Raw genomic sequence first — 25,052 nt, 5'->3', positions numbered from 1 at the left:
CAATGGGAGAAGAAAAACTGGAATGGATCCCTGTCTTCTGGGAAGAGGCAGGAGAGATCCTTACGTTAGAAGAACTAAAGCAGCAGGTCCTCACCATGGAAGGGGAGTTTGTGATGACCATACCTTTGGGAGGAGAAGACTATGTCAGACAGACTTAAGCAGGTTGCGATACGCCTGGTCGAACAGCCGCCATTATACAGCGAGACCCCGATGGACGGTCCGGAAGCCGCGGTCCGGGTGATGCATGACCTCCTTGCGGATATGGACCGGGAGGTCTTCTGCATCGTGAACCTGCAGAGTGACTTAAGGCCGATCAACATGAACATCGTATCCGTCGGGGCACTGGACCACACGATCGCCCATCCGCGGGAGATCTTTAAATCGGCCATCCTGTCAAATGCCAGCAGGATTCTCCTGGCCCATAATCATCCCTCCGGTGTCCTTACCCCTTCCAATGAGGACATCCAGACCACCGCAAGGATACAGGAGGCAGGAGAACTGATGGGGATCCCGCTCGTTGACCATATCATCGTGGCAAAGGGACAGGAATATTATTCGTTTAAAGAAAAAGACGTACCGCCCCTTCCCGGGGCAAGTCTGGTCCGGAAGCTGGATGAGCTGTATTTTGCAGGTGACAAAACGGAGGAGGAAAAAGAGTATCCTCTTCTCAGGGAAGGGGAGGGGAAGGGAGCGGAAAAGGCCGGGACCGCCACGATCCCCCTCCCGGTATCCGGGAAAGACATGAAGAGCATCCTGGCATCGCTCGAAGAAGGGGTGAAGGGGATCTTTACCGGTGAGCGGTATGCTGAATTTCTTAAGACCATGTCCCGGTTCCACCGCTATTCCTTCCAGAACACACTGCTGATCGCCATGCAGCGCCCGGATGCGACTCTCGTGGCAGGATACCGGAAGTGGCAGTCCATGGGAAGGCAGGTCCGCAGAGGGGAGAAAGGGATCACGATCGTTGCCCCGGCCCCGGTAAAGAGAAAACGGGAACAGGACGTCTCCGTCCAGAACGAGAGTCCTGTCCCTGACGGGGAGGGAAAGGAGGAGGAAGCAGAGACCGTCATCCCACGGTTTAAAGCTGCCACAGTGTTTGACATCGGCCAGACAGAGGGGAGACCGGTCGAGACACTGGAACCGGAAGAACTGACGGATGCGGTAAAAGACCATGACCTGTTCTTAAAAGCTATACGGGAACTTTCCCCGGTGCCTATCCGGATGGATGAGATCGAAGGGCAGGCAAAGGGATTTTATGACACGGGAGCCAGAGAGATCGTGGTCCAAAAAGGGATGAGCGAAAGCCAGACTATCAAGACGGCCGTCCATGAGACCTGCCACGCCATGCTCCATGACAGGGAAACGATGGAAAAAGAAGGGGTACAGAAGGACCAGATGACCCGGGAGATCGAGGCGGAATCGGTGGCGTACTGTGTATGCTCTGCCTTCCGGATCGATACCTCCGGATACAGTTTCCCCTACATTGCAGGATGGAGCAGTGGACGTGATATGAAGGAACTGAAAGCCTCCATGGACACGATCCGGGAGACGGCAGGGAAGCTGATCGACGGGCTGTCTGAAAAGCTGCGGCTGTTCCTTGCAGAAGAAAAACAGCAGGCCATGGAAGAAGACCGGGACCAGGGCCTTTTCCTTCTTGAAGACATCGGAAGGACTCTGGAAGCAGCAAAAGAGAATAACCGGTATGTAAAGGATTCCCTGAAACAGCTGGGGATCCGGCAGGAGGGAAAGCCAAAGGAGGTGCCGGGCGTCAGGCCGGAACAAAAAAGAAAAGAGCACAAAACAGAGAAGGCCATTGGGAGATGATCAAAGGGAAAGGAGACCGGAAGAGATGAGGAAGATAGAAAAGACCGACCCAAAAGAACTTATGGAAAAGAGCCTTTCCAGAATGGAGGGGTACCGGAAACAGTGGGAACAGTTATGGAAGGAACGTGAGGAAAACACAGAGAAGGAGGAGAAGGGGAATGCTTGACCGATACGATTTTTTTGAATATGTGAAAAACAATATCAGGGATTATCTTCCGCCATCCTATGAGGATGCAGAGATCACCATCACACAGATCCCGAAACACAATGATGCGATACAAACATCCCTTACCATTAAAATGCCCGGGGAAAGGTTCACACCGAACATCAGCATGGAACCACTGTATGGGATGTACCGGGATGGATATTCCATGGACAGATGCACCGGCTTTCTTGCAGATGCTTTTATTGAACACGGCATACTCTCCAGAGAACAGCGAAGGAGCATGGAATCGATCTTTGATTATGAAAGTGTAAAAGGAAACCTGCAGGTACTTCTGTGTGACCCGGAAGACAACCGGAGGGTGCTGCAGGGCACGGTATACAACCGGTTTGGCGATTATGCCGCCACTTACTGTATCACGATCCCGGGACAGGATGGCGAGATCTCAAGTATCCGGGTAACAGAAGATCTCCTGTACTACTGGCAGATCGATAAAGAGACCCTTCACAGGGATGCCCTGGAAGCGGACAGGAAAAGAGGCCCGTTCCTGCTCGAAGTAAATGAATCAAACCTGTTCCTTGCATCGAACGGATTTGAAATGGAAAATCTCCTGAAAGGAGACCGGAAGCTGGATATGAATGACGGGATGCCCCATACATTTGCCCTGACTACGGAAGACAAGATAAATGGAGCCGGGATGATCCTGCAGGAAGATGTCATGAAAAAGACGGCGGAAGTCCTCGGCAGGGATTATTTCGTTCTCCCTTCTTCGATACACGAAACGATCATCGTGCCGGTGACTGGGAATATATCCGTCAGAGACCTTACTGGGATGGTGCAGCAGATGAATGAGACAGAGATCGATCCGTCCATCCGTCTGTCCGACAAAGTCCTCCATTATGATCCGGAAGGAGCTTATCTGGAAAATGCCGCCACCTGGGAGATGAGAGCAGGGAGAGCCCCGAAAAAAGAATTATCCGATGTAAGCCGGAACATGCAGGATATCGTAAGAATGTGTGCCGGTTCAAAAGGAGCCTACATTGCCCTGGAGAAATATTCCATGCCCCTTGGAAGACTGAAAGCCTTCCAGATCGAATCCAGCCTCCATGGACTTATGCAGTACATGGACTTTGAAAAGGAAGGATATGATGTGGTCTGTGATACCCGTCTTGCGGAGTGTTTCGACCTGTCCCCGGAAAAATTAAAGGGAACGGAACAGGAACAGAGAAAACAGCAACTTAAGCAGGAAGAAAAACGGATCGTTCTCTGAGAAAGAAAGGGGGAGCCAGATGGAGACGAAGCAGACGGATATCCGCCCGAAACCGGCGGAGGATACAGAGAACGTGGAAGAGAAAAAAGACCGGGAGTTCCTTAATAAAAGGGAAGACTGCTATGCCATCTACCAGATCGACGGGAGCGGAGACCGGGTCTTCTATCATTTCATGGGAATGGATTACGTGACAGAATCCGGGAGCATGATCCGGAGACAGGATTACAGGATGGTGTACAGCGATGTCCTCTTACAGGAGGACACGCTGGACTCCTTATATGAGAAATTTAACCTGCATCATCCAGAAGACTATACAGGATATTCCCTTTCGGTCAGTGATATCATCGTCATAAAAAAAGGGGATACAGCAGAAGCCTATTATGTGGACAGCATCGGATTTGAACGATTGAACGGCCATCCCCAGACGGAAGGTTGGTATTTTTCTGATCCAGCACGGACACTGAGCAATGCCATGGAACTGGAGGCAGTCGGACAGGAAGACCTTCAGAAAGGGAAGGAGCATTTCCGGAAAGAGCAGCTTGGACAACTGATCGATGAGATCGAAACCTATCTGGAGATGACTGATGCCATCAACCAGTATATCCGGGGATTCTTAAGTGAACTGGGGATCGATATGGACGACTTAAAAGAAAAAAAGACAGGGCCAAAACCGGAGATGAAAGAAAAAGAGCAGAAACCGGACAAGGGCTTTAAGATGTGAGAGAGGTGGAATCAATGAGCACAGAACATGAGGTAAAAGATGTTTTCCTTAGTATCGTCAATACGATGAAATACATGGATCCCGTACTGAAACTGACCACCCTTGGAGGCGTGATGCTGTTTCAATACTTTGCCCGGATGGTAAAAGAGAAGAAGCTGAACGCCGATGAATTTGTGGATTTCCAGTCCTTTATCAAAGCAACAGACGGCCAGTACGACATCATGAACATCCCCGCCGTGGAGGAGGAGCAGTTAGAAGAAGAGCTGAGATCCCTGGGAGTCCATTCCATGGTCCTTCCGGACCTCAACAAAGAAGACGGGATGATACAGGTGGCAGTCTACCAGCCGGACCGGGACAAGTTTGGGGCCTGGTATGAGAGATATTTAAGGAACCAGATGCAGGGCGGTGAAAAAGCCCTGCAGGAGTTAAAAAATCTCACGGCAGACCACACCAGTATTGTTTCTTTCCCGTTAGAAGGACAGGAGATGTCACTGGGAGAAGACTTTGACTCCATGGGCATCAATTATGCAAGGCTGCCAGATCTCAATGTGGGAGATGGGAGCATCCAGATGGTCATTGCCAACAGCGATATGCCAAAGGTAGAGCAGTGGTACCGGCTAAAACGAGGAGACCTGTTAAAGGACGGCGTCGTTTTACCGGATTATGATACGGTAACGATGCAGCAGTACCAGGAAACAGGCCATCAGAGCGAAGAGACCTACATAGAAAATGCATCCCCGGAGTACCAGGAAGCCAACGCAAAGTATGAGGGAAAGGAAAAAGGGGAACTGGAACAGACCGTGGAAGAACAGCAACACAAGATCCGGAGTGAAACAGCAGCATCCTTTGAAAGCTATGCCAACGATCCGGATTATATCCCCTTAAGCATCAACCACAAGACCCTGGTGGAGAATACCAGCCTTGCCAACCCGGAAGGGCTCCGGAAATGGAACCAGTTTTCCTGCCGGATCCCTGGCACCTGGGGCGAGAAAGAAAAACAGGTCATCATCCCTGTGGACCAGGTCTTCCAGATGGACGGTTGGACAGACTATATCGCTTTTCTAAAAAAAGACAAAGCCCCTCTTGTGGTTGATGCCACGTCCGGAAAAATCGATGCCATGATCCGGAAGATGACAGGGACAGAATTTGCAAAACAGTACTTTGATAAAGTCGAGAAGCAGGATCTTACACTGAAGAAAGGGGAGGTTCTGAAGAAAGACAAAGTGGTCACAGTGAAAGGAAAAGAGATTGAAAAGCTGAGGCAGCCAGCACCGCCGATGAAGGTAAAGCTGTAGAAATGGTAAAGATTGTGCCCATTCTTATAAAATGCTATAATATTTTACGTATTTTTGTTGAAGAAAATGGTCATACAAGCAATACGTGAATAAATATATTGAATGAAACAACTCGGAACGAACGAAGGAGATTGAAAATGAAAACAATTGGTTTAATAGGTGGAATGAGTTGGGAAAGTACAGTCACATATTATCAGATTGTAAATAAAACCATTAAACAGGAACTTGGTGGATTACATTCTGCAAAAACTCTTCTTTATAGTGTGGATTTTGCTGAAATAGAAGAATATCAGGCAAATGGAGAATGGGAAAAAAGTGCCGAAGTTTTGTCGGAAGCGGCGGTTAACCTTCAAAAAGCAGGTGCGGATTACATTATTATCTGTACGAATACAATGCACAAAGTTGCACCAGAAATTCAGAAACATATTTCAATTCCGATTATCCACATTGCTGAAGCGACAGCAGAGGAATTAAAGAAAAATGATATTTCCAAAGTGGGGTTGCTTGGTACAAAATATACTATGACTCAGGAATTCTATAAAAACAAGTTGATTGACGCAGGTATTGATGTGGTAATCCCAAATCGGGAGGGAGTCGAAATTGTTAATAATATCATATACAATGAGTTATGTCTTGGAATTATTTCTGAGGAATCAAAGATGAAATATCTTGCTATTATTGATGAACTTGAAAAAAATGGTGCTCAAGGGGTGATTTTGGGTTGCACTGAAATTGGTTTGCTGATTCAGCAGAAGGAAGTAAAATTGCCAGTGTTTGATACGACTCAGATTCATGCGACCAAAGCAGCTTTACTTGCTATTGAATAACAACTCGGAATTTGATGGGATGGTGATATTATGAAAAAGATAATGGCAGTTATGCTATCGTTGCTTGCTTGTACGGTTCTGCTTGCAGGGTGCAACACTTCCTCCGAAAGCAATGAAGAACAGTCCTTAAAGGTATATTCATTTAGCGGAGAAAATGAATATATTTCTGTGTCGAATGGTGTAATTATTTTAGATGGCAAAGATGAAATTTGCTATGGTGGCGATTTGAAAGTGATGTCAGACGATTTTGCTGATATTACCACATACTCAACTACCATTTATATCAATGGAAGTGAAAAAGAAACTTTGCTTTCTAATGGTGTTGATGATCAGACAGGTGGGACAATAGATGTTTCTGGAAATATTGGAAAAATTTCTGGTGACATTCTCAGAGATAGTGACGCTGATAAGTTGACTGATAATTTGTGGTTTGAATTGAAAACAACCAATTTGAGCGGAGAAGAAAACACTTATCAGGTACAATTAGAGACAACTGAAATCACAAAGGAAGTCAAAAAGTAACTTCTAAATTCCAGTTTTTAGCTCTGGATCAATCGGTATTTGAGGAGAGGATTGTGTTATGACATTAAAAGATATAAGTAGCGGTCCTGATTGGATTATATTGGGCGTTGGCATTATCTTGGCTATATTTAGTATTATTCTTCTTACAGGACATGGTGCAAATCTGATAGCTGGATATAATACAGCAAGTAAGGAAGAAAAGGATAAGTACGATGCTAAGAAACTTAGTAGAGTCATTGGAAGTGGAATGGTCGTTATAACCGGTTTGGTGTTTGTTATGGGGATTTTTGAGAATGTATTGCCAGTATCGTTTGCTACGGTCTCTTTGATTATTGTTATAATAGATATTGTAATAATGCTTGTGATAGCAAATACTGTCTGTAAGAAGTAGACAGATTCCAATTGATGATATGCTGGAGAAAAGATAAAAATAGGAGCCGATATATGCATAAAATAAAGGGATGTTTTATTTTGACGCTGCTTTTTATGATATTGTTAATAATCCTGTTTGCTGGTTACAGGTATCGAACAACTTATGCCAAAACAGAGATCATGACAGAGACATCAGAAGATAATCAATATACATTAAAAATATATATGATTGGGGAACCGGAATGGCCTTTCGGTGCTACCCACTGCCGATTGGAATTATTCAAGGATTCAAAGAGAATCATAAAGTATCCAATAGATATCTATGATGATGGGGCCATAGTGCATGAGGACAATTTTGACATAAGATGGCATGAAGATAATGTTAATGTTACTGTATCCGGCTCTGAGCAGGATGATAATAGGTACATTCTGTCTATTGACGGAACAGTAGAATAGAAGATCATCCTATTTTATGCGATTCCCTATCCTGGGATCATCCATGCATTTTCAGATCGGTAATAGGTCAGTGTTAAAGGTTTCAAACAATCATTGTCTATAACACGGCATTTGAATTCAAAAGTATTGGGAAGCTTATGATTACAGTGACAGGACTGTATTTTAAAAACCTCTCCATTGATCCTGACATATATCGGTTTGATCTGCCCGGCAGCGTCAAAAGATGCGATGACGGGAACCTGTTTCAGTTTAGCAAATGAGAAAAAATCATGTGGATTGTCCTGATGCATGAGATAACTTCCTTTCATTAATTTATACTTCTATTATACGAACTGGTGTTTGGAAAGTAAAGAGGGAAAATCAGAGAAAAAGGGAATTGTAAACTGCAAATCACCAGTGTATAATCAAAGCATGAAAGGTACTCAGATACAAAATCTGATGCCCTCAGTTAAGTGAATAATAAGTATGACAAGTCTTAGCATCCATTCAAACTTTCTCAGGGTTTACTTGTGGATGCTATTTCTTGTATTTTAAGGAGGCAAAATGACTGAAAAACGGAAAACTCCCTGGAAATTATTTTTACTGCTTCTCCTGCTGATAGAGATCCTTGCCTATTACATGGGAGGACTTTTTTTATTTGGAGACCTTACTCTGTCCAATTATAAAGAAAAATTAGCCTATATTTTCATGCACCCGATCCATAACTGGTTCAATGAAAAGACACCGTTTGCCATGGGGCTTGCCCTGATCCTCTGGCTGATGGCCGTGTCTTATTTTATTACCTATTACCGGGATTATCATTTTGACAAGGAACATGGAGTAGCAGAGTGGGAAAATATCAAAAGGGCAAATAAGAAACTGCGTGATCCTGATGAGGACAGAAATACTTATCTCAGTGAGAACATTGCCATCGGATTTGATGCACTTTCCAATATGAATCTGTTGGTCATCGGTGGATCCGGGTCTTATAAAACAACGTCTGTCCTGACACCGAATCTGCTCCGGGCCAACTGTACCAATATCATTCTGGATATCAAAGGGGATCTTCTGAAAAAACATGGAAGGTATCTGAAGGAAAAGGGAGTGACAGTCAAGGCATTAAATTTTAAATCCCCACTGGAATCGGACCGGTACAATCCATTTTTATATATCAGGAATGATTCCGATCTGATCGGATTGATCACCAATATCCAGCAGTCGGTAAAACCTCCGGATGCCATGCAGGGAGAGCCTTTCTGGGAAGACGGGGTTGGCCTTTATCTCCAGTCCATGTTTGAACATGAATGGCTGACATCAAAGGAGCAGGGAAGAAGACCGACTATGAACAACATCCTGAAACTGGTTAATATGGAAGCCAGAAAAGTGGATGACGAAGGAACGACAGAACTGCAGCAGGAGATGGATAACCTGGCATCTGTTTATGGTGACGACTATCCTCCGGTGAGGGATTACCGCAAATTAAAAGAGGGGGCAACAGAAACGGTCCGTTCCATCATCATCATGGTAAATGCGGAGCTTCGGCTGTTTGAACTTCCTGATGTAAAGAGGATCTTTGAAGATGATGATATTGATATTCCATCCCTGGGATTGGGGGTAAATGGTGATCCGGAGAAAAAAACTGCCCTGTTTCTTGTCATGCGTTCCGGTGACACATCTTATAATCTGTTCATCAATCTGTTTTATACCCAGCTGTTCCGGGTACTCAGGGATGTGGCTGACAATGAATGCAAAGGTGGAAAACTGCCGATCCATGTGCGTCTCTGGGCAGATGAATTTTATAGCGGTCCAAAGCCTGCAGATGCAGAAATGCTGTTGGGTGAAATACGAAGCAGGAACATCTCTATGGTGCCGATCTTACAGGATGTAGCACAGATCAAAACATTATATCCCCAGGAAAAATGGGAGATATTCACCTCAAACTGTGCTGCCACGATCTATCTGGGTTCTGGGCCTACTGCCCATTCCACCCACCAGTGGATCTCGGATATGTTAGAAGATATGACCATTGATACCCGTTCGGAAAGCCTGGGACAGGGGATGCACAGCAATTCCAATCTGCAGATGTCAAAGGCTGGGATAAAGCTGATGACACCAGGTCAGGTCCGAGAGATGCCAAAAACAGACTGTATCCTTTTTATCGAAGGATTAAAACCGATTTATGACAGAAAAGCCCTGCCTTTTTACACGCAGCCATGGCTGGAATCGGAGAAACTGGCAGGAGAACATGGATATACCAATCCGGTCCGGGTAATCTATAATCCAAAGAACCGTATCTATAAAACTATCCGGTCCGAAGAAAAGATCAAAGCACTGACCAAAAGAGAGTTTGAATTTTTTAAAGAAGCGGAAAAAACAGATACTTCTATCAAAACTTTTGAAGTAGATGCTGAAGAATTTCTTTATCTGAACTGGCACGAGCGGCCACATCCTTCGGATGAGGAGCTGGCAGCAATGGTACGGGAAATGTCAAAAAGGGATGTAAGTGCCATGGAGGCTCCTCCGGACGTGGTAAAGGAACGAGAGCGGAAGTCCATAAATAATGCAAATCGGAGTGAACAGAAGAAAAGCAGAAATACTGTACTGAAATTCAGTACAAAAGAGAAATGGGATTTATCCGGAAGCATTTTGGACTGCTTGCTGCGGTATGCCGATCGATTATCAGAGGAAGAGTTGGAAGAAATTATAGGTGGTATTGAAGATGGATTATCCGATCAGCAGATAAAAGAATATTTTTCACTACAGGATGTAGAAAAAATGAGCCAGTTCCGAAGAATGTTCCGAAGTGTAAATCGAAGAAATATATAGAAGGAAAAGAAAATAGCCGCCAACTACTGGAATAGTTGACGGCCGGATCAAATAAGTTTGACTTTAGATATTCGAGGGTAGCCACTTCTGTGATTTTCCTATGGTGTTAAACGGTAGCGGGTAATATTTTTCCAGTTAGGCGGAAATCCCATTTTGTTCAGGAGTTCATCACTGTCTATATGGATTAGTTTTTTCGAAGTATGATCAATCAAAGCAGCTAATTTTCTTTTGAAAACAAGAAAATCTTTACTTGGTATTAAATAACGAAAGGCGATGACAACAGCAAATAAATCATTTTTTCCGTATTGATACTGGATTCCGTTCATAGGTATTGACATTTTTCTATGCAAGGGAAGATCAGAAATATTATCTATTGTCCGGTATGTAAATAGCCGCTCGCCGTGGGCACATACATTTCTGAATTTTGTCAGGACAGATAAGAACTGTTCCATTTGTCGTTGGTTAATAATACCGAAATTTTTACATACTTTGGATTGCAGGGATTGTGGGAAAACCTTATACATTTTTGAAAGATTTCCGAAAGTAAGGACGTTAATCAGCACCCAAAGTGGTATGTTCCCATAGGTATTCCGGTAATAATTAATATAAACATAATCGGTTGTTGATGCAGCTCTCTGTAAAGTCGCAATTAATCGGCTAACAGTATTACGGTTTCGGCGGCTGTTGTTAAAATTGTTTGCATCCAGATAAGCGGATTGTGATTCTCCATATTGCTCCGAAAAATAGTAGGACATCAGTGAACGAAGATGCCGCTCTATCTGCAGCAGATATTTGAAAAACAATTCTCGAAGTTCCGCATCAAATTCATAAAGAGAAACGATTTCATCAAAAGAAGTTCCAGCTTTATATTTTTTGGTTAAGGGAATTCGGAATAAGTGTTTGTAGCCGCCCATTAAAGGGAAATAACCGATATGTTTCAGAACATTTTCAGCATACTGCTTGTTAGAAATAATGAGTTTTTTCTCATCCTGGAGCCATTCAACCTGCTCTGAAAAACTGGAAAATTTCTTTTGTGGTAACATACATTTCTCCTTAAAATAAAAGAGGGAGAGACCCGCAGGTTCTCCCCCGGTCACGGGCTTCGCAAGTATCCGTAACACGATCACTGAGCTTAATATAGCAGAAACAGCGGTAGAAGTCAATATACTGAAAATTTTTCAGTCAGTTCTAGCACTGGAATCTGTGTTCGGCTCAAGTATAGCGTATGCTGTAAGAGTATTTATTATACATAAAAGTTGACTTAATACATTTGTGGTCTACTCTTCATCGTCAACAAATTCTATGATCTCGGAAACGGTACAGTTCAGTATTTTACATAATTGATTGACTGTGTTTGTGCTGATACTGTTCCCCTTTTTAATAGAATGGTAGGTCGATTTGGAAAACCCCATCTTAAATAGAGCATAGGAAGTAATATTCTTTTGAGCCATGGTTTCAAACAAAGGTCTGTAACTGATCATTTTCTCTTCCCTTTTCTGATAATATGTTAAGAATATTGTAAAGTTATACTTAGATATTGAATATGTACGAAAATACGAGTATAACTATTTGTATATATTTGAGTTAAAAATCAGGAGTCGAAGAGAATTGTTATGATTATATAAATAGATTAAATGCATTATTTTGGAATAATATTTTAGATTATCCGATAAAAGAAAGGAAGGAATTTATGATAAAATTGACAAACAGCGAAAAAGAAGTAATGGATGTGTTGTGGAAATCGGATCAGCCATTAACTGCCAGAGAAATCGTTGTTAATTGTGTTAAAAAGACATGGAAGTCCAGTTACATACATATTATGATTAACTCTTTATTAGAAAAAGAAATGATTCAAGTGGAGGGTCAAAAACGCTCTGGAAAAAATTATGCCAGAACATATAAACCGACTATGACGGAAGACGAGTGGTATGCCACACAATTGATCAATCAGGCAAAAGATAGAAAGAACTTTATTTCGATTGTTTTTAAAGAATTGTTGGAACAGATTGAGGATCCTGAAAAAATAGTTGAACTGGAAGAGGAGATAAATAAAAAAAAAGAAAGAAATAATATAATATATAAAAATGTAATAAAAAATATATATTTATATGATATAATTTAATATAGAGTTAGTTCTTAAAGACATGAAAAATTCACCTCATCGCTTCTTAAGGATTGAGATGAATTTTTTTATCAGTCATTGCATTTTCTTGGAATAAACTATTCCTAGAAAATTTTTTCAGAAAAAGGCTTATTTCCTTATTTTTTCATGAATGAGATAATAATCTGACAAGATTTTTGACGGTTAAAAAATATTATTCTGGATTTGAAGTATGGAAAGCTGCTGTTGTTTATATTGCATGGAAAGATGGACATAAAGGTCCATCGTTATCTTCACAGAAGAATGTCCAAGAATTTCTGAAAGTACTTTGATATCTATGCCTGCTTCGACACAATTAGAAGCAAAAGTATGCCGGAGGGCGTGGAAATTTATATCCGGAAGATTGCAGGCTTTTAACAAGCGTTTGAAATGATTCGAACAACTCCGGGGTTCCATTGGCTGCCTGTTTCCAGATAAAATATAATCATCCGGCGAATAAGACTGTGACATCTCCCATAAATATTCTGCCAATTGTGGCTGCATTGGAATCAGCCGTGTTCTCCTGTTTTTTGGAAGATCAAATCGTAATACTGTTTTAGGCTTCCCAGCAACAGTTTCAGGCTGGGAAATCCGATGATAAGTTCTAAGAATATAAATGGTCTTTCTTACAAAATCAAGATCTTTCCATCGTAACGCACACAGTTCGCCAATCCTCATCCCTTCATAAAGGGCAATTAATATGCCGATATGAGAAGGAGAAGAATGACATACCAGATATTCTGTGATCTGAACCATCTCTTCCTTACTGAATATCCGGATAGCATCATCATATTGATCAGAAAGCATTTCTTCATAAGTTAAATCGACTTCGGTAAACAATATTTTCTTACGTGTACTTTTGGGAAAAACAAATGAAATAGAACATAAAAAATGCTTTGAAACTGCATATTTACAGATGCCTCTGACTACAGTTGTTATAGTATCTAAAGTACTTTGTGACAAGAACTCTTCTAAATATTCTCTAAGCATATCATAATCTGATTGTTGCAAAGATGAGATTAACTTATTTCTCCATGCTGGGAGAATATAACTATCTAAAACATTTTGATATTTTGCATAAGTAGATGGTTTCCAGTATGGCTGATTGTCTGTAAGCCAAAGGTCTGAAACTTCCAAAAAAGTCAAAGATATAATCTCTTGTTTCTTTAAAAATGTGGGCTCATCATCTATTTTATAATTCATTTTTTATTATGGGCTTCTTTATATGAGTGCCCATAAAACGATTTATAATGTGGTATTCCATTTGAGGAATATCCAACCAGCAGATGTGCTTCCCATCGACCATCCGAACGGTGATAAACATTTGCACCTTTTCTCATATATCATTTCTCTTATTCGCATATTATTTTGACGGCTTAAAAAAATAAAAAACAATAAAAGTACATTTGATTTTCTGATTATTACAGATAATATCAACATTTTGCCGATATTCTTTTGTAAGATTTGACAATATTCCGTGAAAATGTTAAAATTCCGATAAAAAAATTACTCATTTTTTCTTTCTAGGAATAGTTTATTCCACGAAAACTATGGGTATCTGTAATTAAAGTATACCCTCAAAATCGGAAAAATATTAATCCATATTAATCTACGAGGTAATAACAATGTCAGATCAGTCTTTTCAGGAAAAACTCCTGCAGGGAGCAGGAAAACAGTTGGCACAATTGAAACCATGGAAATATTTTCAGGCAGACGATATTTTAGTGCTGCAATCAAATGGAAGTCTTCAAAAAGCCCATGTTTCTTTTTTTTCACAAACTTACTATCAGTCATTAAATGAGGAAAAATTTAAATATTCTCTCCGGATTTATCCGGGATACAGTGGGAAAAACAATCTTTTTCGGGATCGCTGTCTACAACTATCAGATAGATACAAAGAATATACAGAAGAATACATGGAGTGTTTCTGGTTCGTGAAAGAAGATGAACTATCAGGAGATGGTGTTTATTATCAGGTTTCCAGATTGAATCAGTTTCCGGATGAGATGAAGATATATGAAATGCAGGATCTTTTTGATTATCTTATCCTGATTCGGGAGGCCCTGGAACAGATCATAGACCACAACTTTTATGGAGGTCCAGAAAATAAAATGTACAGCTATTCTGCAGGAAATTTCCCGTGGAATGTTCTGGCAGGGTTCAGGGATGTGGAAAAATGTTTACAGATTTACCACACTCCGGAAAGCAGTCGTTCCATCCGTAGAGAACCATTCCCTTTGGAAAAATTTTGTATGGAAGGAAGACTTTACATTACACCGAAAGAGAAAAAAATGCTTCTTTCTGCAGAAAAGAGAGAGAGCACTTTGGAAACAGACATTACTTTCGACGAAGCTTGGTCTGCTTTCGACTTTAATAAAAAAGGAAAAAAGGATGGGCCGATCATCATCAGCCTGAAAGAAAATGAAAAAGTCATTGATCTGAAAAGAAAGTGGGATGAAAGAGACGCGCAACAGATTCTGATAGAAATGCTGGAGAAATACATTTTAGAGAAGGGAGTTCCTGCCTGCGTTATTGTAAAAAATCCTGTTACAAAAGGAGCCTTGATAGAGCTAAGTAAAATACTAAAAATCGAATTAATAAATATAGAAATATGATTTTTTATAAATATTAAAAATGATAAGACAGATATCGAGGCGAAGAATATGATAGAAGAAGAAAAAATGGAGAAGATTACAATCTTTATCCTGAATAATATTAAAAAAAAGATTACTCAAGAAGATGCAGCAAGAGTAATGGGGTACGGAACCAATGCTTTTAAAAAACATTTTTCTGATTATTTTGAAACCTCCTTCGGGAAATTTGTGAAAATGCTGCGGATGCGTTGCGCTGCACAGGATGTATACGACTCATTCAAATCCCTTTCCAGTATCAGTGAAGAATATGGTTATCAGTCAAAACAGTTTTTTTCTGTTTTTCGAAATGAAATAGGAATGAATCCAAAACAGTTTCAAAAGAGAGGAACCATGATCCCTGATATGCCCTGCAAGAAAAAAATAAACGGACATCCCATGCGGATGGAATATAAAAAAATGGAACCTGTGACAATACAGAGCTATCCTCAGCCTGTTACAGATATTGACTCTAAGTGGCTCTTTTGTGCATATCCATTTTCTAACCGAACAGGTATATTTGATCTTTCGAAACCGGAGAAACAGTACGGAATTTTGTGGCATGATATACAATCGACGAATCAGATGGCCTACTTTCTGGGAACAGAGGTCGATAATGAAGAAGAATGTCCGGAAGGAATGGAGAGAATATCCACAATGGGGGGAAATTATGCAGTGTTTACGGTCGAGCGAGGTGCTGATTATTATGATATTGTTCAGACGATGAAAGCATTATCCTGGTATGTCTTCCGGATTTGGAGAGTGCTCAATAAAAAGAAAATGGTCAAAATGGGTTTTACTTATGAAGCCTTTGATGCAGAACATATTTATCTTTATATACCTTTATCGAGTGGAGTCGGAGGTATTGAACTGGAAAAGGATAGAGGTAAAACGGTAGAACAAATCGCTCTTTATGTGGATGAAAATATTCAAAATGAGTTGACGGTAGAAAAAGTTGCAAAACATTTCGGCTACTCTGTTTATTATTGTCAGGACCGTTTTCAGGCTTGCTATAATGTTTCTTTGGAGAAATATATCCGTCAAAAACAGCTTTATTTGCAGGCGGCCATGTTGAAAAACAATGATATAACAGAGCAGGAATTATGCACCCAATATCATTATTCTGACATATCACAATTTCAGAAGGCATTTCGAAGGGAATTCAAGGTCAGACCAGAGGACTACCATATGGTCAACCTCGAATTGATTGATATTAAAGATTATTATTCGGAAAATTTCAGTCAGTTAAAGATGTCGGTCCAGAAAATGAATGAACAGTATTTTGCCGGGAAAACGATCCAGTCATGGGAAGATCAAAAATACTTAAACAGTGATGTAACTGATCTTGCCGGATTCTGGATGATTCATGATTATCCGGAAATGGGAGACAGAGACTGGAGATGCAATTTAAAAGAAGGAGAAAAGATTGCTCTTTATGCAAAAAAACAAATGGAAGGACAATCAAAAAATATTTATGATTATGTCCTCGGCCCGGTTATGAAAGAAAAGGACTGCAAAATACCGGAAAAAATGTGTATATATCCGATCCAGGGAGGAAAGTATGCAGTCTTTGAAAGCCTCCAGGAGAAAGATGATCCGGAAAAAATTCCGGAACTCATCCGTTTGATAGTGCGGTGTATCGATCAGGTATGGATCTATGATAACTGGAGACGGACAGATTTCCAAAAAAGAATTGCTTTTTTATATTACAAAAATGAGAAAATATTTTATTATATTCCAATCAAATAAATGGTAATGATTTCCAGATTAATCGCCCGGATTCGAACATAATATTTGTTGATTTGTATGAAATGGTGCGATAATATTAGTATATAAATAATAAGTATATATCTTGCGTCAAAGGAAGGAATCCGGTGAAAATCCGGAGCAGGCTTACCCCTACTGTGAAGCAGACGAAAATCAGCAAATGGTGTCAAAAACCATAACCACTGGAGATAGATCCGGGAAGGGGCTGATTCATGAATGAAGCGAAGCCAGGATACTTTTTATGACAGACAGTCCGTTGCTTTGGGAAGAGGCAGGAAGGCATTTCTTTACTTTCTTTTATGTTTATCTTCCTTCTTCCAGATTAAAGCAGATATGTAAAAAAATAATAGTAAGCGTTTACTTTTTAGGCTCAATATCATCCTGAATTGTCAATGAGTCCTGTATTGTTTCCGCATGACGATGTGGGAACAATACAGAAGACAATAGAAATATTGGGTGTATATTGGTAATCGAATAGAGAAAGCAGATAGTAATGCTTTTTATTTTGTAACATTTTTATGTGAAAAAAATGCAGAAAAGCATAAAAAGTACATTAATGTAAAATTCAAAAGATCATTAATAAAGTATACAAAAGAGAGCAATTCTCTTGTTATAAAGCAACTGGTAACAGTATTTTTTCGGGTAGATAATGCCCACATGTAAAGGAAGAATTAACATGAAAAGATTATCGAAGAAACTTATTGCATTATTGATGGCTATGACGATGGGACTGGCAATGGGAGTGACATCATTTATATATAATGTACCGGAAAGAGTTGGATCTATACACAGGTCCAACTCTTTTTCAAAAGAAAGGATATTTTTACGAAAAAAATAAAAAGATATCTTTACATTACAATAATGATTATCAATGTATTTTTTGTATGGGAAACTGGTATAGTTCATGCGGTGCAAGATGATTCATTATTTAATGAAATATATTTAACATGCTCAGAAGGAGTAATAACTGGAATTTATTATTAGTGATTATCAGATTTTGCCAGGGAATACTAAAGGAATTCAATTTGCATCAGAAGATATTTATTCTTTTGCAAATGTTAGTACCAGTGTGTGGAGCATTCAGGGAGTATTGAAATCAGAGACATCACAGATAAGTTCGTTTCGTTCTTTGCGCAACCCACACGCTGATATATCATATAGGTCTGATGAAATTTCTTGTCTTCCTGAAGAGGTTGATATACAGAATTATTATACCCATGCCAATGGAATTACAGATAAAACTATAATTAAAACGCATAATTCTGGAGAAAATATCTTTTCTGTTGATTTTGAGAGTAAGAATAAAATCCTAAATGGCGGTATGGTATATCAACTAGAAGTTGAAGACCAAGGAGAGAAAAATAGAAAATATGTTGTATTAAAAGAAAGAGATAAGGAGCGATATCGTCATAAAAGTACACGAAAGATAATGATTAATACAATATATGGTGAGGTAACCTATAGCAGAGCTTTTGATGAAAATGGTCACGGAACTGTCCTACAGAAAATATGCCTCGAAAGTCAGTGAAATGACAGGCCGGACAATCAGTGTAATGGGAGTAGGAATGTTATTCAGGCATTGAGAGAGAAAGTCTGTGATGAAGAAAAGAAACTTAATAATACAAAAAAGGGCATATGCACGGCGAAAAAGAGATTCCGGTGCTGTTTGAAAAGGCAGATGGAGTTTATGTAAAAGTAAAAGACAAAAGCACCGAAAAAGATGGAGGAGAAAATTCGGTAAAATGAATTATAAGGAAATTATGGTGGATTGTGCCAGCTATATAAAAAAACATAAAAATGAACAATTAATGGTAGAGGATCTTGGAAAATTGTATTCTTTCAAACCGGAATATCTGGGGTATCTTTTTAGTTGCTTTTATCAAGAACCCCTTGATCTTTATATGGAAAGAATGAAAGAAGCAGAAATGAATCCTGATGAGTTCTGCCAGAAGCCAATACAAAAGCGTTCCACCTCTACTGTAAAGGTTGATGTAAAATATACAGAAACAGTTCCATTTTATCTAAATGTATCTCCAGTGATAAACGAGGAAAAAGAAGTATATCGTCCTTTGGATACTGCGGTTGAGATTTACGAAAGATATGTAGATACAAATAGCACTCAACTTGCTTTATGGTTGAATGATGAGAACTACAGCAACTATTATATGTATGGTAATATCAGTGAATCATCAAAAGATTTGCCGGCAGACCTTACCCAAATTAGAATCCCATCTGGTCGATATGCGATTTTTTCTTTTGGGGAAGAACAAAAAGGTGGATTAGCAGAACAAATGAAAGATTTGATCAATTATGCCCAAACTGAGTGGATGGAAAAGAATGCCCAAAAAGTAGACCTTCAAGGCTATACTTTCGAGTGTATCAGGGATGGAAAAGTTTATTATTGCCTTGCACTTTTGGAAAAAGAAAAGGAGGAACCTCCGGAAAAAGTATACGGTGTAGATACATGGACAACGTATATCGATGAAAATATTACTGGAAATCTGACAACGACTTCCCTGGCCCAAAAATTTCATTATTCTCCAACTCATTTTAAACGGATTTTTCGATGTTACTATAAAATGTCAGTTTCAGACTATATCAGGAAAAGACGTATGACCATGATTGCGGAAAAAATCAGAGAGGGTATGAATCCGAAAGAGGCAGCAGCTTTGTATCATTTTAAAACCTATGCCGGTTTTGCTAGAGCTTTTCAAAAAGAATTCCATGTGCTTCCGACTATGTATAGTAAAGGGATGTTTGAAGTTATTGACCTTGCGAAATACTATTTTCAGAATAAAGATAAGATTCGGATGAGTATTATTAAGCTTCAAAGTATCAAAATGATAGGTCATACAATTATTCCTTGTAAAAAAGAAGAGGTGGATATTCCTGCTCAGATGAATTACTGGCGTGGGAGAGCTTTTCCGTGTCTTGAGAATACCCGATTTTCCAGTAATGTGGAGAGAAGAGAAGATAAGATTGCTCTGTGGTATCATGAACCGGAGAGTAAAAATATAGATTATATCCTCGGGCCTGTAGTGCAGGAATTTCCGGATAAAATTCCGGAGAAAATGATAAAAGTTACTTTGGAGGAAGGCAAATATGCAATTTTTGAGACAGATAAAATATCAGACGAACGAGATATAACTGAGACTCTTCGTATGTATATCCGTTGTATATTTTATGGTTGGGTAAAAGAGTACCGGGACAGAGTAGATTTAAAACGGATTACATTTGAACGATATGTGGATTGTAAGATATATTTTTATGTTCCGGTTAACCATTAAAAAATAATTTACGATCAAACCGACTATCTTGATAAAAAGATAGTCAGTTTGATTGTTTTATAAATTAAAAAATTCGGTCTTTTTTGTTTATCGAAAAGAACAGGAGCTAGCATCTCTTTACTATATCCTCTGTCTTGTGATGAAAGAATATATCAGCGGAAAGTTTGTGCAGGTTGGCTTGTAGTTTGTAAATGAATCATGAAAGATACAAAGAGACCATGTTGCCCGTTCAAGTGGGGAACTCATTGACATTCATAAATGATAAGTGATAAATTAAAATTGTTAAATAACAGTTCAATTACCTTTTGCTGAAATGGACAGATAAAATGTTAATTGTTCACTGATATTACTTCAAGACCGTCAGAGTGTTCTTGAAGTAATATTACGATTGCAACAACATATTTTGCTTTTGCAATTTGGGGCATGGATCCATTTTCCATTTTCTGTGGCTTGTCATCTGATTTTTTCAGAGTATATCAGTAAAAGGGCATATGACTGCGAATGCTGTTACAATACTTGAAGAAAAAGGGAGGAGAAATTATGAAGAAAGTATTGGCAATCATTTTAACGTTGACAACGATACTGAGTTCCATCAGTTTCGGAGTTTCTGCAGAGACTGTTCCAAGTAACAGTTTGACAGACGGTACCTTCCAGACCGTGGGCACGAAGATAGAAGACACAATTTTTGGCAATGCCAATTGCAAAGGCACGGATAATTGCTTTGGTTCTGTCTATTATCGAGTGTTAAAGGATGACCATGGATATTATAACGGTGCTGCACCGATTGAGAATTATCTAAAAAATGTTTTTGTGAAGGATTCAGAAACAGGGCCAATTACAGTTAATTCTTCGTCAAGTTTAGGACAAATATCTTATACAAATGCGATGACTATAATCAACTTTGCTTCTGCTTTTTCCTCTTATGAGGAATATATCATACGTAAGGGAAAAACTTTGTCCGATGAACTGAAGGAGCAGAAATCTTTTGCTATTGAATATTTTAATACTGTAGATACAAAAGTTGAAGGGTATCATACACATACGACGGGTAGAGGTTATACATTCCCTTCCATGGCGGTAGCTGTGGTAGCGATGGGTTCTTTGATGGAACAGTATCACACAGAACGTTACGATGCTTTGATTAAAGAAGCATATGAAAAAGTAGATAGTGCTTTCTGGGATTCTATGAAATATCTTAAACCATTTTATCAGCTCTGCTCGAAATATGACTGGTTTGATGCTGCAAAGAATGATCTTAAAGTGAAACCGGCCGATGGTGATACGTTGACTGCTCTTGATGTAAAAGATTATTATGCATATGGCACTAATCTGGAAAAAGATTATCCGGATCAGTGGGAGGCTTATAAAAATCGTGTTTTGGAAGCAGAAACTTTAAAACCAGAAGATGCACAGGCTTTTGCTTATCACTATGCATATCAGATTACCGATGGAGATGTTTATCTTGGTATCTATGGAAGCAGCCGAGATATTGTTGATTTTGATGATGAAATGACACAGACTGTGGCTGCAGTGAAAGCTGCCATTAATGCATTACCTGATGTTTCAGATATAACACTGGATAATAAAGCTGAAGTTGAGGCTGCAAGAACAGTATATGAAGCTCTTACAGAAAAGCAGAAGAATTATGTTCCTACAACAACATTAACAATTCTCGCAGCAGCAGAAGCTAAGATTAAAGAGCTTTCTGCAACACCAGATCATAAACATAGCTATGGTTCATGGGAAACTGTGTCAAATGCAACTGTATTCCAGGCAGAACAGCAAAAACGTACTTGTACCTGCGGCGATGTTGAAACACGAACCGTTGGATCAAAATTAGCACCGGTATTAGAAGTGCAGGGAAAATTGAAATCTATTCCTGTAAAAGCAGGAAAGACAATTACAATCAAGCTTTCTTTAGCAAACGGAGATTCTCTTGATTCTGTAAAGGTAAGTAATTCAAAATATGCAAAATTAATTTCTTTAAATAAAAAGAATGGAACAATCAAGCTGAAATCACTGAAAAAAGGAAGTACTACTTTGAAAATCCGTCTTGCCAGCAAGAAGACAAGAAGTTACAAAGTGAAAGTGACAAATGGCACTGTTAAAACAACAAAGCTCACTGCAAAACAGAACAAGATTACACTGAAAAAAGGAAATACCGTAACATTGAAGTCTGTACGAGTTCCATTTACCAGCACAGAGAAAGTGATATACAAATCTTCCAATAAGAAAGTGGCTGTTGTTACTTCTAGTGGAAAAGTGAAGGCAGTAGGAGCCGGAACAGTAAAAATTACTATGAAATCAGGAACTAAGAAAGCGACAGTTAATGTAATCGTTCCTAAAAGAAAATAAATAATTTGATATGTACTCTCTTGGGGTAATATTATCAGATTAAAAAAGCTAGAGTTGGCAGATTACAAGTACGTCTGCCAGCTCTAAATTTTATATCAACTTATGATTCTTTTGTTATGTCTTGGATTTGCTGCTATAAGTCTGAGCATGACGTAATTCGGTACATTAGAGAGTGGTGCCGATTATTACGATATTGCTATAACAATAAAGATTCGTAAATAAAAATTGCTTAAGGCGGCTAATCGTAGAAGTAGCGCAAAATTATACACGAGGCAATATAGGACACAAATCAATAGCATTGAAACAATGTCAACAAGGATGTTCTGCAGAAGTAATAGTATATGCAGATAAGGCTAATAAAAGGCTGCGAAGACGATTCTACAAGATGACATTAAATAAGGGATAAAAAGAAATGCAGTTGCCACTGCAATAGCAATAGAACTTGCCTGTTTTATGTGGAGAATGGCTACAGGAAATATCTCGTAAATATGATATTCAGCTGCTTCAATTAAGCTTGCTATTGCACCGCTTTGCCGCCAAGCTTATGATAGAAATATCTGAATATCATGAATGGTTATTAAGCAGATGAAACTGATGTTATCAGATTCCATCTGTATAGTAACACTAGCACTGGATGCAGAGGCAGAGTATTGGAGTATTATTAGGTTCGAATTATTTGCGATTTATCTCTATTGATTTTATTAATATATTTTGATTCACGTTTAGAGATGGCAAGATTCACGTCGGATCATTAACTTGTTGGTAACCAATCTACGTATAACAGAGTGACAAAGGCCGACGACTGTTAGATATGAGGCTCTGTCTCTGTACCCGGTGTTAAAATTTGGGAAAGGAAAAGTTTGTGGTGATTTTTGTGATTTTCAATTGATAAAGGTCACCTCATAATAGGTGTAAGATGCATGAGAAAAGAAAATAAATGGAAGAAATGGTTTCTGGTATTTGCATTTACAATGATGCTGGGATTCATTTGGAAAACAGATAGTTTTGCTGCTGAAAAAGCTGGGAATATTATAGTAAGTGTGGAAAAATTTACAATAGGACAAGGCTATTTGATTGATCCGACAATAACCCCATTTTATAAAGGCGAACATTTTTCAGATGTACTGTTGAGGGTTCTGAGAGAAAATGGATATGAAGCAAATGTAAAAAATTCAGAAATGGGATTTTATCTTGCATTAATTTATAATGCAGATAATGGAAAATATGAGGTGCCGGATTGCATCAAATCAATGCCTAATATGACTACAGCAAATGGAGAAGGCCTGAAATGTCCGACGGGAAACGAGAAGAACAAAGATGCTCCCAAACTTGGAGAATTTTCATATATGCCATCCTCAGGATGGTTGTATAGTAAAAATGGAGAATTTCCAAATTATGTAATGTCTGATTGCGAGATGAGCGATGGAGATGTGATACGGGTACAATTTACTTTATATGGATATGGTGCTGATCTGGGCGATTCGAATGAAAGTATGAAAGATGCTTTGAATCTGCCGAAAAGAGAGGAAATTACTAAGAGACTAGCATTGATCAGTCAAAACCGCGCAGCATGTTTTCTAAATGATGATTGTAGAAAAGCATATGGAGATGCATATGATGCAGTGATTGATCTGGATACACTTCAAGAAAAAATGGACATGGTATATAATGCACTTCCTTCAGAAGAAGCAATTAATGATTATGTAGTTTCATATAATGAAAAACTTGTTCAGGATTTAATGACACGTATTAAGAAAATCGGCGAGGTGACATTAGAGAAGGAACGAGATATTATAGGAATAAGAAATACTTACAATTCATTTAATGATGAACAAAAGTCAAAAGTATCACCTGAGTCTTTAGAAATATTAACTAATGCAGAAAAGGAGATAGTCCAGTTAAAAAATGAACAAAAAGCAGATTCGGTGATATCCCAGATTAATGCACTTGGAACCGTATCTTTATCTAATGAGAGCCAGGTTGTTGCAGCAAGAAAAGCATATAATGCATTAACAACTGAACAAAAAGCACTGGTTTCTGCTGAAATTCTTTCTAAACTGACCCAGGCAGAGCAGAATATTTCCCAGTTGAAAGCCCAGGTAGCAGCAGAGAAGGCTGCGACTGAACAAAAAGCAGAGCAGGAGGCACAGCAGAAAGCATTGCAGCAGGCTCTCATAAATCAAAATACACCTGCAAAGACGACCTTGAAATCTGTGAAAAAAATAGGCACAAAAAAAGCAAAGCTTACCTGGAAAAAGGTGAATGTTGCTTCTGGCTATGAGATCTATATGTCTATGAAAAAATCATCTGGATATAAAAAGATCAAGACAATCAAAAAGGCAAAAACGGTTACATTCACAAAGAGCGGACTGAAAAAGAAACAGACCTATTATTTCAAGGTACGGACATATCGGATAGTAAACGGTGTCACTTATTATGGAAACGATTCTAATGTAAAAAAGGTCAATATCAAATAGTGTAGTTACTATCAAAATAGGCAGGACAGCATATGCTGTCCTGCCTGAAAGAGCGTATAGGAAAAGTAACAGGATGTAAAGGAAAACTTTTCCGATAGGCTTGGGAAGGAGACCTGTTATATATTTACGAACATATTATTT

General features: G+C 39.2%; 24 protein-coding genes and 1 riboswitch. Of the genes, 20 read left to right on the top strand and 4 right to left on the bottom strand.

Translation table 11 applies throughout. The features are described 5' to 3' along the window. Positions 1 to 2 precede the first annotated feature (2 nt). From EHLA_RS16255 to EHLA_RS09805, 10 genes are all read left to right on the top strand, one after another. Positions 3 to 158, top strand: coding sequence for a hypothetical protein (locus EHLA_RS16255; protein ID WP_157908576.1), 156 nt, complete (start codon positions 3 to 5; stop codon positions 156 to 158). After that, positions 142 to 1,824 carry a JAB domain-containing protein gene (locus EHLA_RS09840; RefSeq protein WP_096240657.1) on the top strand — a complete coding sequence of 561 codons (1,683 nt, stop codon included), beginning with the start codon at positions 142 to 144 and terminating at the stop codon, positions 1,822 to 1,824. Before EHLA_RS16255 ends, EHLA_RS09840 begins: the two co-directional genes overlap by 17 nt. 25 nt (positions 1,825 to 1,849) lie before the next feature. Then, on the top strand, positions 1,850 to 1,990 hold the full coding sequence (locus EHLA_RS16250) for a hypothetical protein (RefSeq protein WP_157908575.1): 141 nt from the start codon (positions 1,850 to 1,852) through the stop codon (positions 1,988 to 1,990). Continuing rightward, the gene (locus EHLA_RS09835; RefSeq protein ID WP_096240655.1) at positions 1,983 to 3,257 is read left to right on the top strand and encodes a DUF5688 family protein; all 1,275 of its coding nucleotides are present in this window, start codon (positions 1,983 to 1,985) and stop codon (positions 3,255 to 3,257) included. Before EHLA_RS16250 ends, EHLA_RS09835 begins: the two co-directional genes overlap by 8 nt. A gap of 19 nt (positions 3,258 to 3,276) precedes the next feature. After that, on the top strand, positions 3,277 to 3,978 hold the full coding sequence (locus EHLA_RS09830; protein ID WP_096240653.1) for a YodL domain-containing protein: 702 nt from the start codon (positions 3,277 to 3,279) through the stop codon (positions 3,976 to 3,978). Between the two features lie 14 nt (positions 3,979 to 3,992). After that, positions 3,993 to 5,273, top strand: coding sequence for a hypothetical protein (locus EHLA_RS09825; protein WP_096240651.1), 1,281 nt, complete (start codon positions 3,993 to 3,995; stop codon positions 5,271 to 5,273). Between the two features lie 137 nt (positions 5,274 to 5,410). Then, complete coding sequence (locus EHLA_RS09820) at positions 5,411 to 6,100, top strand: aspartate/glutamate racemase family protein (RefSeq protein WP_096240649.1); 690 nt, start codon at positions 5,411 to 5,413, stop codon at positions 6,098 to 6,100. A gap of 30 nt (positions 6,101 to 6,130) precedes the next feature. Further along, positions 6,131 to 6,622, top strand: a complete 492-nt coding sequence (locus EHLA_RS09815) for a hypothetical protein (RefSeq protein ID WP_096240647.1) — start codon at positions 6,131 to 6,133, stop codon at positions 6,620 to 6,622. 58 nt (positions 6,623 to 6,680) lie between these two features. Then, complete coding sequence (locus EHLA_RS09810) at positions 6,681 to 7,013, top strand: DUF3784 domain-containing protein (RefSeq protein ID WP_096240644.1); 333 nt, start codon at positions 6,681 to 6,683, stop codon at positions 7,011 to 7,013. A gap of 53 nt (positions 7,014 to 7,066) precedes the next feature. Further along, positions 7,067 to 7,450, top strand: a complete 384-nt coding sequence (locus tag EHLA_RS09805) for a hypothetical protein (RefSeq protein WP_096240642.1) — start codon at positions 7,067 to 7,069, stop codon at positions 7,448 to 7,450. Positions 7,451 to 7,476: 26 nt separating this feature from the next. Here EHLA_RS09805 and EHLA_RS09800 read toward each other — a convergent pair whose 3' ends face one another. Then, positions 7,477 to 7,758, bottom strand: a complete 282-nt coding sequence (locus EHLA_RS09800; RefSeq protein WP_123864851.1) for a hypothetical protein — start codon at positions 7,756 to 7,758, stop codon at positions 7,477 to 7,479. 235 nt (positions 7,759 to 7,993) lie between these two features. Here EHLA_RS09800 and EHLA_RS09795 point away from each other — a divergent pair, with 235 nt between their 5' ends. After that, the gene (locus EHLA_RS09795) at positions 7,994 to 10,255 is read left to right on the top strand and encodes a VirD4-like conjugal transfer protein, CD1115 family (RefSeq protein WP_096240638.1); all 2,262 of its coding nucleotides are present in this window, start codon (positions 7,994 to 7,996) and stop codon (positions 10,253 to 10,255) included. Between the two features lie 98 nt (positions 10,256 to 10,353). On the opposite strand, the gene EHLA_RS09790 is transcribed toward EHLA_RS09795, so the two are convergent. Both EHLA_RS09790 and EHLA_RS09785 read right to left on the bottom strand, forming a co-directional pair. Further along, a complete protein-coding gene (locus EHLA_RS09790) occupies positions 10,354 to 11,298 on the bottom strand; it encodes an Abi family protein (protein ID WP_173854286.1) in 945 nt (314 codons plus the stop codon). A gap of 234 nt (positions 11,299 to 11,532) precedes the next feature. Further along, positions 11,533 to 11,736, bottom strand: a complete 204-nt coding sequence (locus tag EHLA_RS09785) for a helix-turn-helix domain-containing protein (protein WP_096240636.1) — start codon at positions 11,734 to 11,736, stop codon at positions 11,533 to 11,535. Positions 11,737 to 11,945: 209 nt separating this feature from the next. Here EHLA_RS09785 and EHLA_RS09780 point away from each other — a divergent pair, with 209 nt between their 5' ends. Continuing rightward, complete coding sequence (locus EHLA_RS09780; RefSeq protein ID WP_096240634.1) at positions 11,946 to 12,377, top strand: BlaI/MecI/CopY family transcriptional regulator; 432 nt, start codon at positions 11,946 to 11,948, stop codon at positions 12,375 to 12,377. 183 nt (positions 12,378 to 12,560) lie between these two features. Here the strand turns inward: EHLA_RS09780 and EHLA_RS09775 are convergent, their stop codons facing one another. Then, entirely contained in the window at positions 12,561 to 13,598 is a 1,038-nt protein-coding gene (locus EHLA_RS09775; RefSeq protein ID WP_096240632.1) for a tyrosine-type recombinase/integrase, read from the bottom strand. A gap of 422 nt (positions 13,599 to 14,020) precedes the next feature. Here EHLA_RS09775 and EHLA_RS09770 point away from each other — a divergent pair, with 422 nt between their 5' ends. The 8 genes from EHLA_RS09770 to EHLA_RS09735 all read left to right on the top strand — a co-directional run bounded on the left by EHLA_RS09770 (position 14,021) and on the right by EHLA_RS09735 (position 24,911). Continuing rightward, complete coding sequence (locus EHLA_RS09770; protein WP_096240630.1) at positions 14,021 to 15,010, top strand: hypothetical protein; 990 nt, start codon at positions 14,021 to 14,023, stop codon at positions 15,008 to 15,010. Between the two features lie 48 nt (positions 15,011 to 15,058). Then, positions 15,059 to 16,774 (top strand): helix-turn-helix domain-containing protein, encoded by a 1,716-nt coding sequence (locus EHLA_RS09765; RefSeq protein WP_096240628.1) that lies wholly within the window; start codon positions 15,059 to 15,061, stop codon positions 16,772 to 16,774. A gap of 80 nt (positions 16,775 to 16,854) precedes the next feature. Next, positions 16,855 to 17,051, top strand: a riboswitch (cobalamin riboswitch). Beyond that, positions 17,009 to 17,131: a hypothetical protein gene (locus EHLA_RS16785; protein WP_278277452.1), complete on the top strand. Its 123-nt coding sequence runs from the start codon at positions 17,009 to 17,011 to the stop codon at positions 17,129 to 17,131. (Overlaps the previous riboswitch by 43 nt.) A 337-nt stretch (positions 17,132 to 17,468) precedes the next feature. Continuing rightward, positions 17,469 to 17,630 (top strand): hypothetical protein, encoded by a 162-nt coding sequence (locus tag EHLA_RS16245; protein ID WP_157908574.1) that lies wholly within the window; start codon positions 17,469 to 17,471, stop codon positions 17,628 to 17,630. Between the two features lie 159 nt (positions 17,631 to 17,789). Then, positions 17,790 to 18,320, top strand: coding sequence for a hypothetical protein (locus EHLA_RS09755; protein WP_096240624.1), 531 nt, complete (start codon positions 17,790 to 17,792; stop codon positions 18,318 to 18,320). Positions 18,321 to 18,534: 214 nt separating this feature from the next. Next, positions 18,535 to 20,079 carry a helix-turn-helix domain-containing protein gene (locus EHLA_RS09750; protein WP_096240622.1) on the top strand — a complete coding sequence of 515 codons (1,545 nt, stop codon included), beginning with the start codon at positions 18,535 to 18,537 and terminating at the stop codon, positions 20,077 to 20,079. A gap of 540 nt (positions 20,080 to 20,619) precedes the next feature. Then, positions 20,620 to 22,434 carry an Ig-like domain-containing protein gene (locus tag EHLA_RS16645; RefSeq protein WP_242970711.1) on the top strand — a complete coding sequence of 605 codons (1,815 nt, stop codon included), beginning with the start codon at positions 20,620 to 20,622 and terminating at the stop codon, positions 22,432 to 22,434. Between the two features lie 920 nt (positions 22,435 to 23,354). Further along, on the top strand, positions 23,355 to 24,911 hold the full coding sequence (locus EHLA_RS09735) for a DUF4430 domain-containing protein (protein ID WP_096240620.1): 1,557 nt from the start codon (positions 23,355 to 23,357) through the stop codon (positions 24,909 to 24,911). Positions 24,912 to 25,052 lie beyond the last annotated feature (141 nt).

Origin of the sequence: Anaerobutyricum hallii (genome assembly GCF_900209925.1) — a bacterium.
Lineage (GTDB): Bacteria > Bacillota > Clostridia > Lachnospirales > Lachnospiraceae > Anaerobutyricum > Anaerobutyricum soehngenii.
Note: the sequence above shows the minus strand (reverse complement) of the source record. Positions and strands in the feature narration are given on the sequence as shown.

Bases quoted from the DNA above. Each gene is read 5' to 3' on its own strand.
- EHLA_RS16250 (WP_157908575.1), top strand. From the start codon at position 1,850: ATGAGGAAGATAGAAAAGACCGACCCAAAAGAACTTATGGAAAAGAGC.
- EHLA_RS09770 (WP_096240630.1), top strand. From the start codon at position 14,021: ATGTCAGATCAGTCTTTTCAGGAAAAACTCCTGCAGGGAGCAGGAAAA.
- EHLA_RS09790 (WP_173854286.1), bottom strand. From the start codon at position 11,298: ATGTTACCACAAAAGAAATTTTCCAGTTTTTCAGAGCAGGTTGAATGG.
- EHLA_RS16245 (WP_157908574.1), top strand. From the start codon at position 17,469: ATGAAAAGATTATCGAAGAAACTTATTGCATTATTGATGGCTATGACG.
- EHLA_RS09835 (WP_096240655.1), top strand. From the start codon at position 1,983: ATGCTTGACCGATACGATTTTTTTGAATATGTGAAAAACAATATCAGG.
- EHLA_RS09820 (WP_096240649.1), top strand. From the start codon at position 5,411: ATGAAAACAATTGGTTTAATAGGTGGAATGAGTTGGGAAAGTACAGTC.
- EHLA_RS09800 (WP_123864851.1), bottom strand. From the start codon at position 7,758: ATGAAAGGAAGTTATCTCATGCATCAGGACAATCCACATGATTTTTTC.
- EHLA_RS16645 (WP_242970711.1), top strand. From the start codon at position 20,620: ATGAAGAAAGTATTGGCAATCATTTTAACGTTGACAACGATACTGAGT.
- EHLA_RS09765 (WP_096240628.1), top strand. From the start codon at position 15,059: ATGATAGAAGAAGAAAAAATGGAGAAGATTACAATCTTTATCCTGAAT.
- EHLA_RS09780 (WP_096240634.1), top strand. From the start codon at position 11,946: ATGATAAAATTGACAAACAGCGAAAAAGAAGTAATGGATGTGTTGTGG.
- EHLA_RS09815 (WP_096240647.1), top strand. From the start codon at position 6,131: ATGAAAAAGATAATGGCAGTTATGCTATCGTTGCTTGCTTGTACGGTT.
- EHLA_RS09830 (WP_096240653.1), top strand. From the start codon at position 3,277: ATGGAGACGAAGCAGACGGATATCCGCCCGAAACCGGCGGAGGATACA.
- EHLA_RS09785 (WP_096240636.1), bottom strand. From the start codon at position 11,736: ATGATCAGTTACAGACCTTTGTTTGAAACCATGGCTCAAAAGAATATT.
- EHLA_RS09750 (WP_096240622.1), top strand. From the start codon at position 18,535: ATGAATTATAAGGAAATTATGGTGGATTGTGCCAGCTATATAAAAAAA.
- EHLA_RS09735 (WP_096240620.1), top strand. From the start codon at position 23,355: ATGAGAAAAGAAAATAAATGGAAGAAATGGTTTCTGGTATTTGCATTT.
- EHLA_RS09795 (WP_096240638.1), top strand. From the start codon at position 7,994: ATGACTGAAAAACGGAAAACTCCCTGGAAATTATTTTTACTGCTTCTC.
- EHLA_RS09825 (WP_096240651.1), top strand. From the start codon at position 3,993: ATGAGCACAGAACATGAGGTAAAAGATGTTTTCCTTAGTATCGTCAAT.
- EHLA_RS16785 (WP_278277452.1), top strand. From the start codon at position 17,009: ATGAAGCGAAGCCAGGATACTTTTTATGACAGACAGTCCGTTGCTTTG.
- EHLA_RS16255 (WP_157908576.1), top strand. From the start codon at position 3: ATGGGAGAAGAAAAACTGGAATGGATCCCTGTCTTCTGGGAAGAGGCA.
- EHLA_RS09775 (WP_096240632.1), bottom strand. From the start codon at position 13,598: ATGAATTATAAAATAGATGATGAGCCCACATTTTTAAAGAAACAAGAG.
- EHLA_RS09840 (WP_096240657.1), top strand. From the start codon at position 142: ATGTCAGACAGACTTAAGCAGGTTGCGATACGCCTGGTCGAACAGCCG.
- EHLA_RS09805 (WP_096240642.1), top strand. From the start codon at position 7,067: ATGCATAAAATAAAGGGATGTTTTATTTTGACGCTGCTTTTTATGATA.
- EHLA_RS09810 (WP_096240644.1), top strand. From the start codon at position 6,681: ATGACATTAAAAGATATAAGTAGCGGTCCTGATTGGATTATATTGGGC.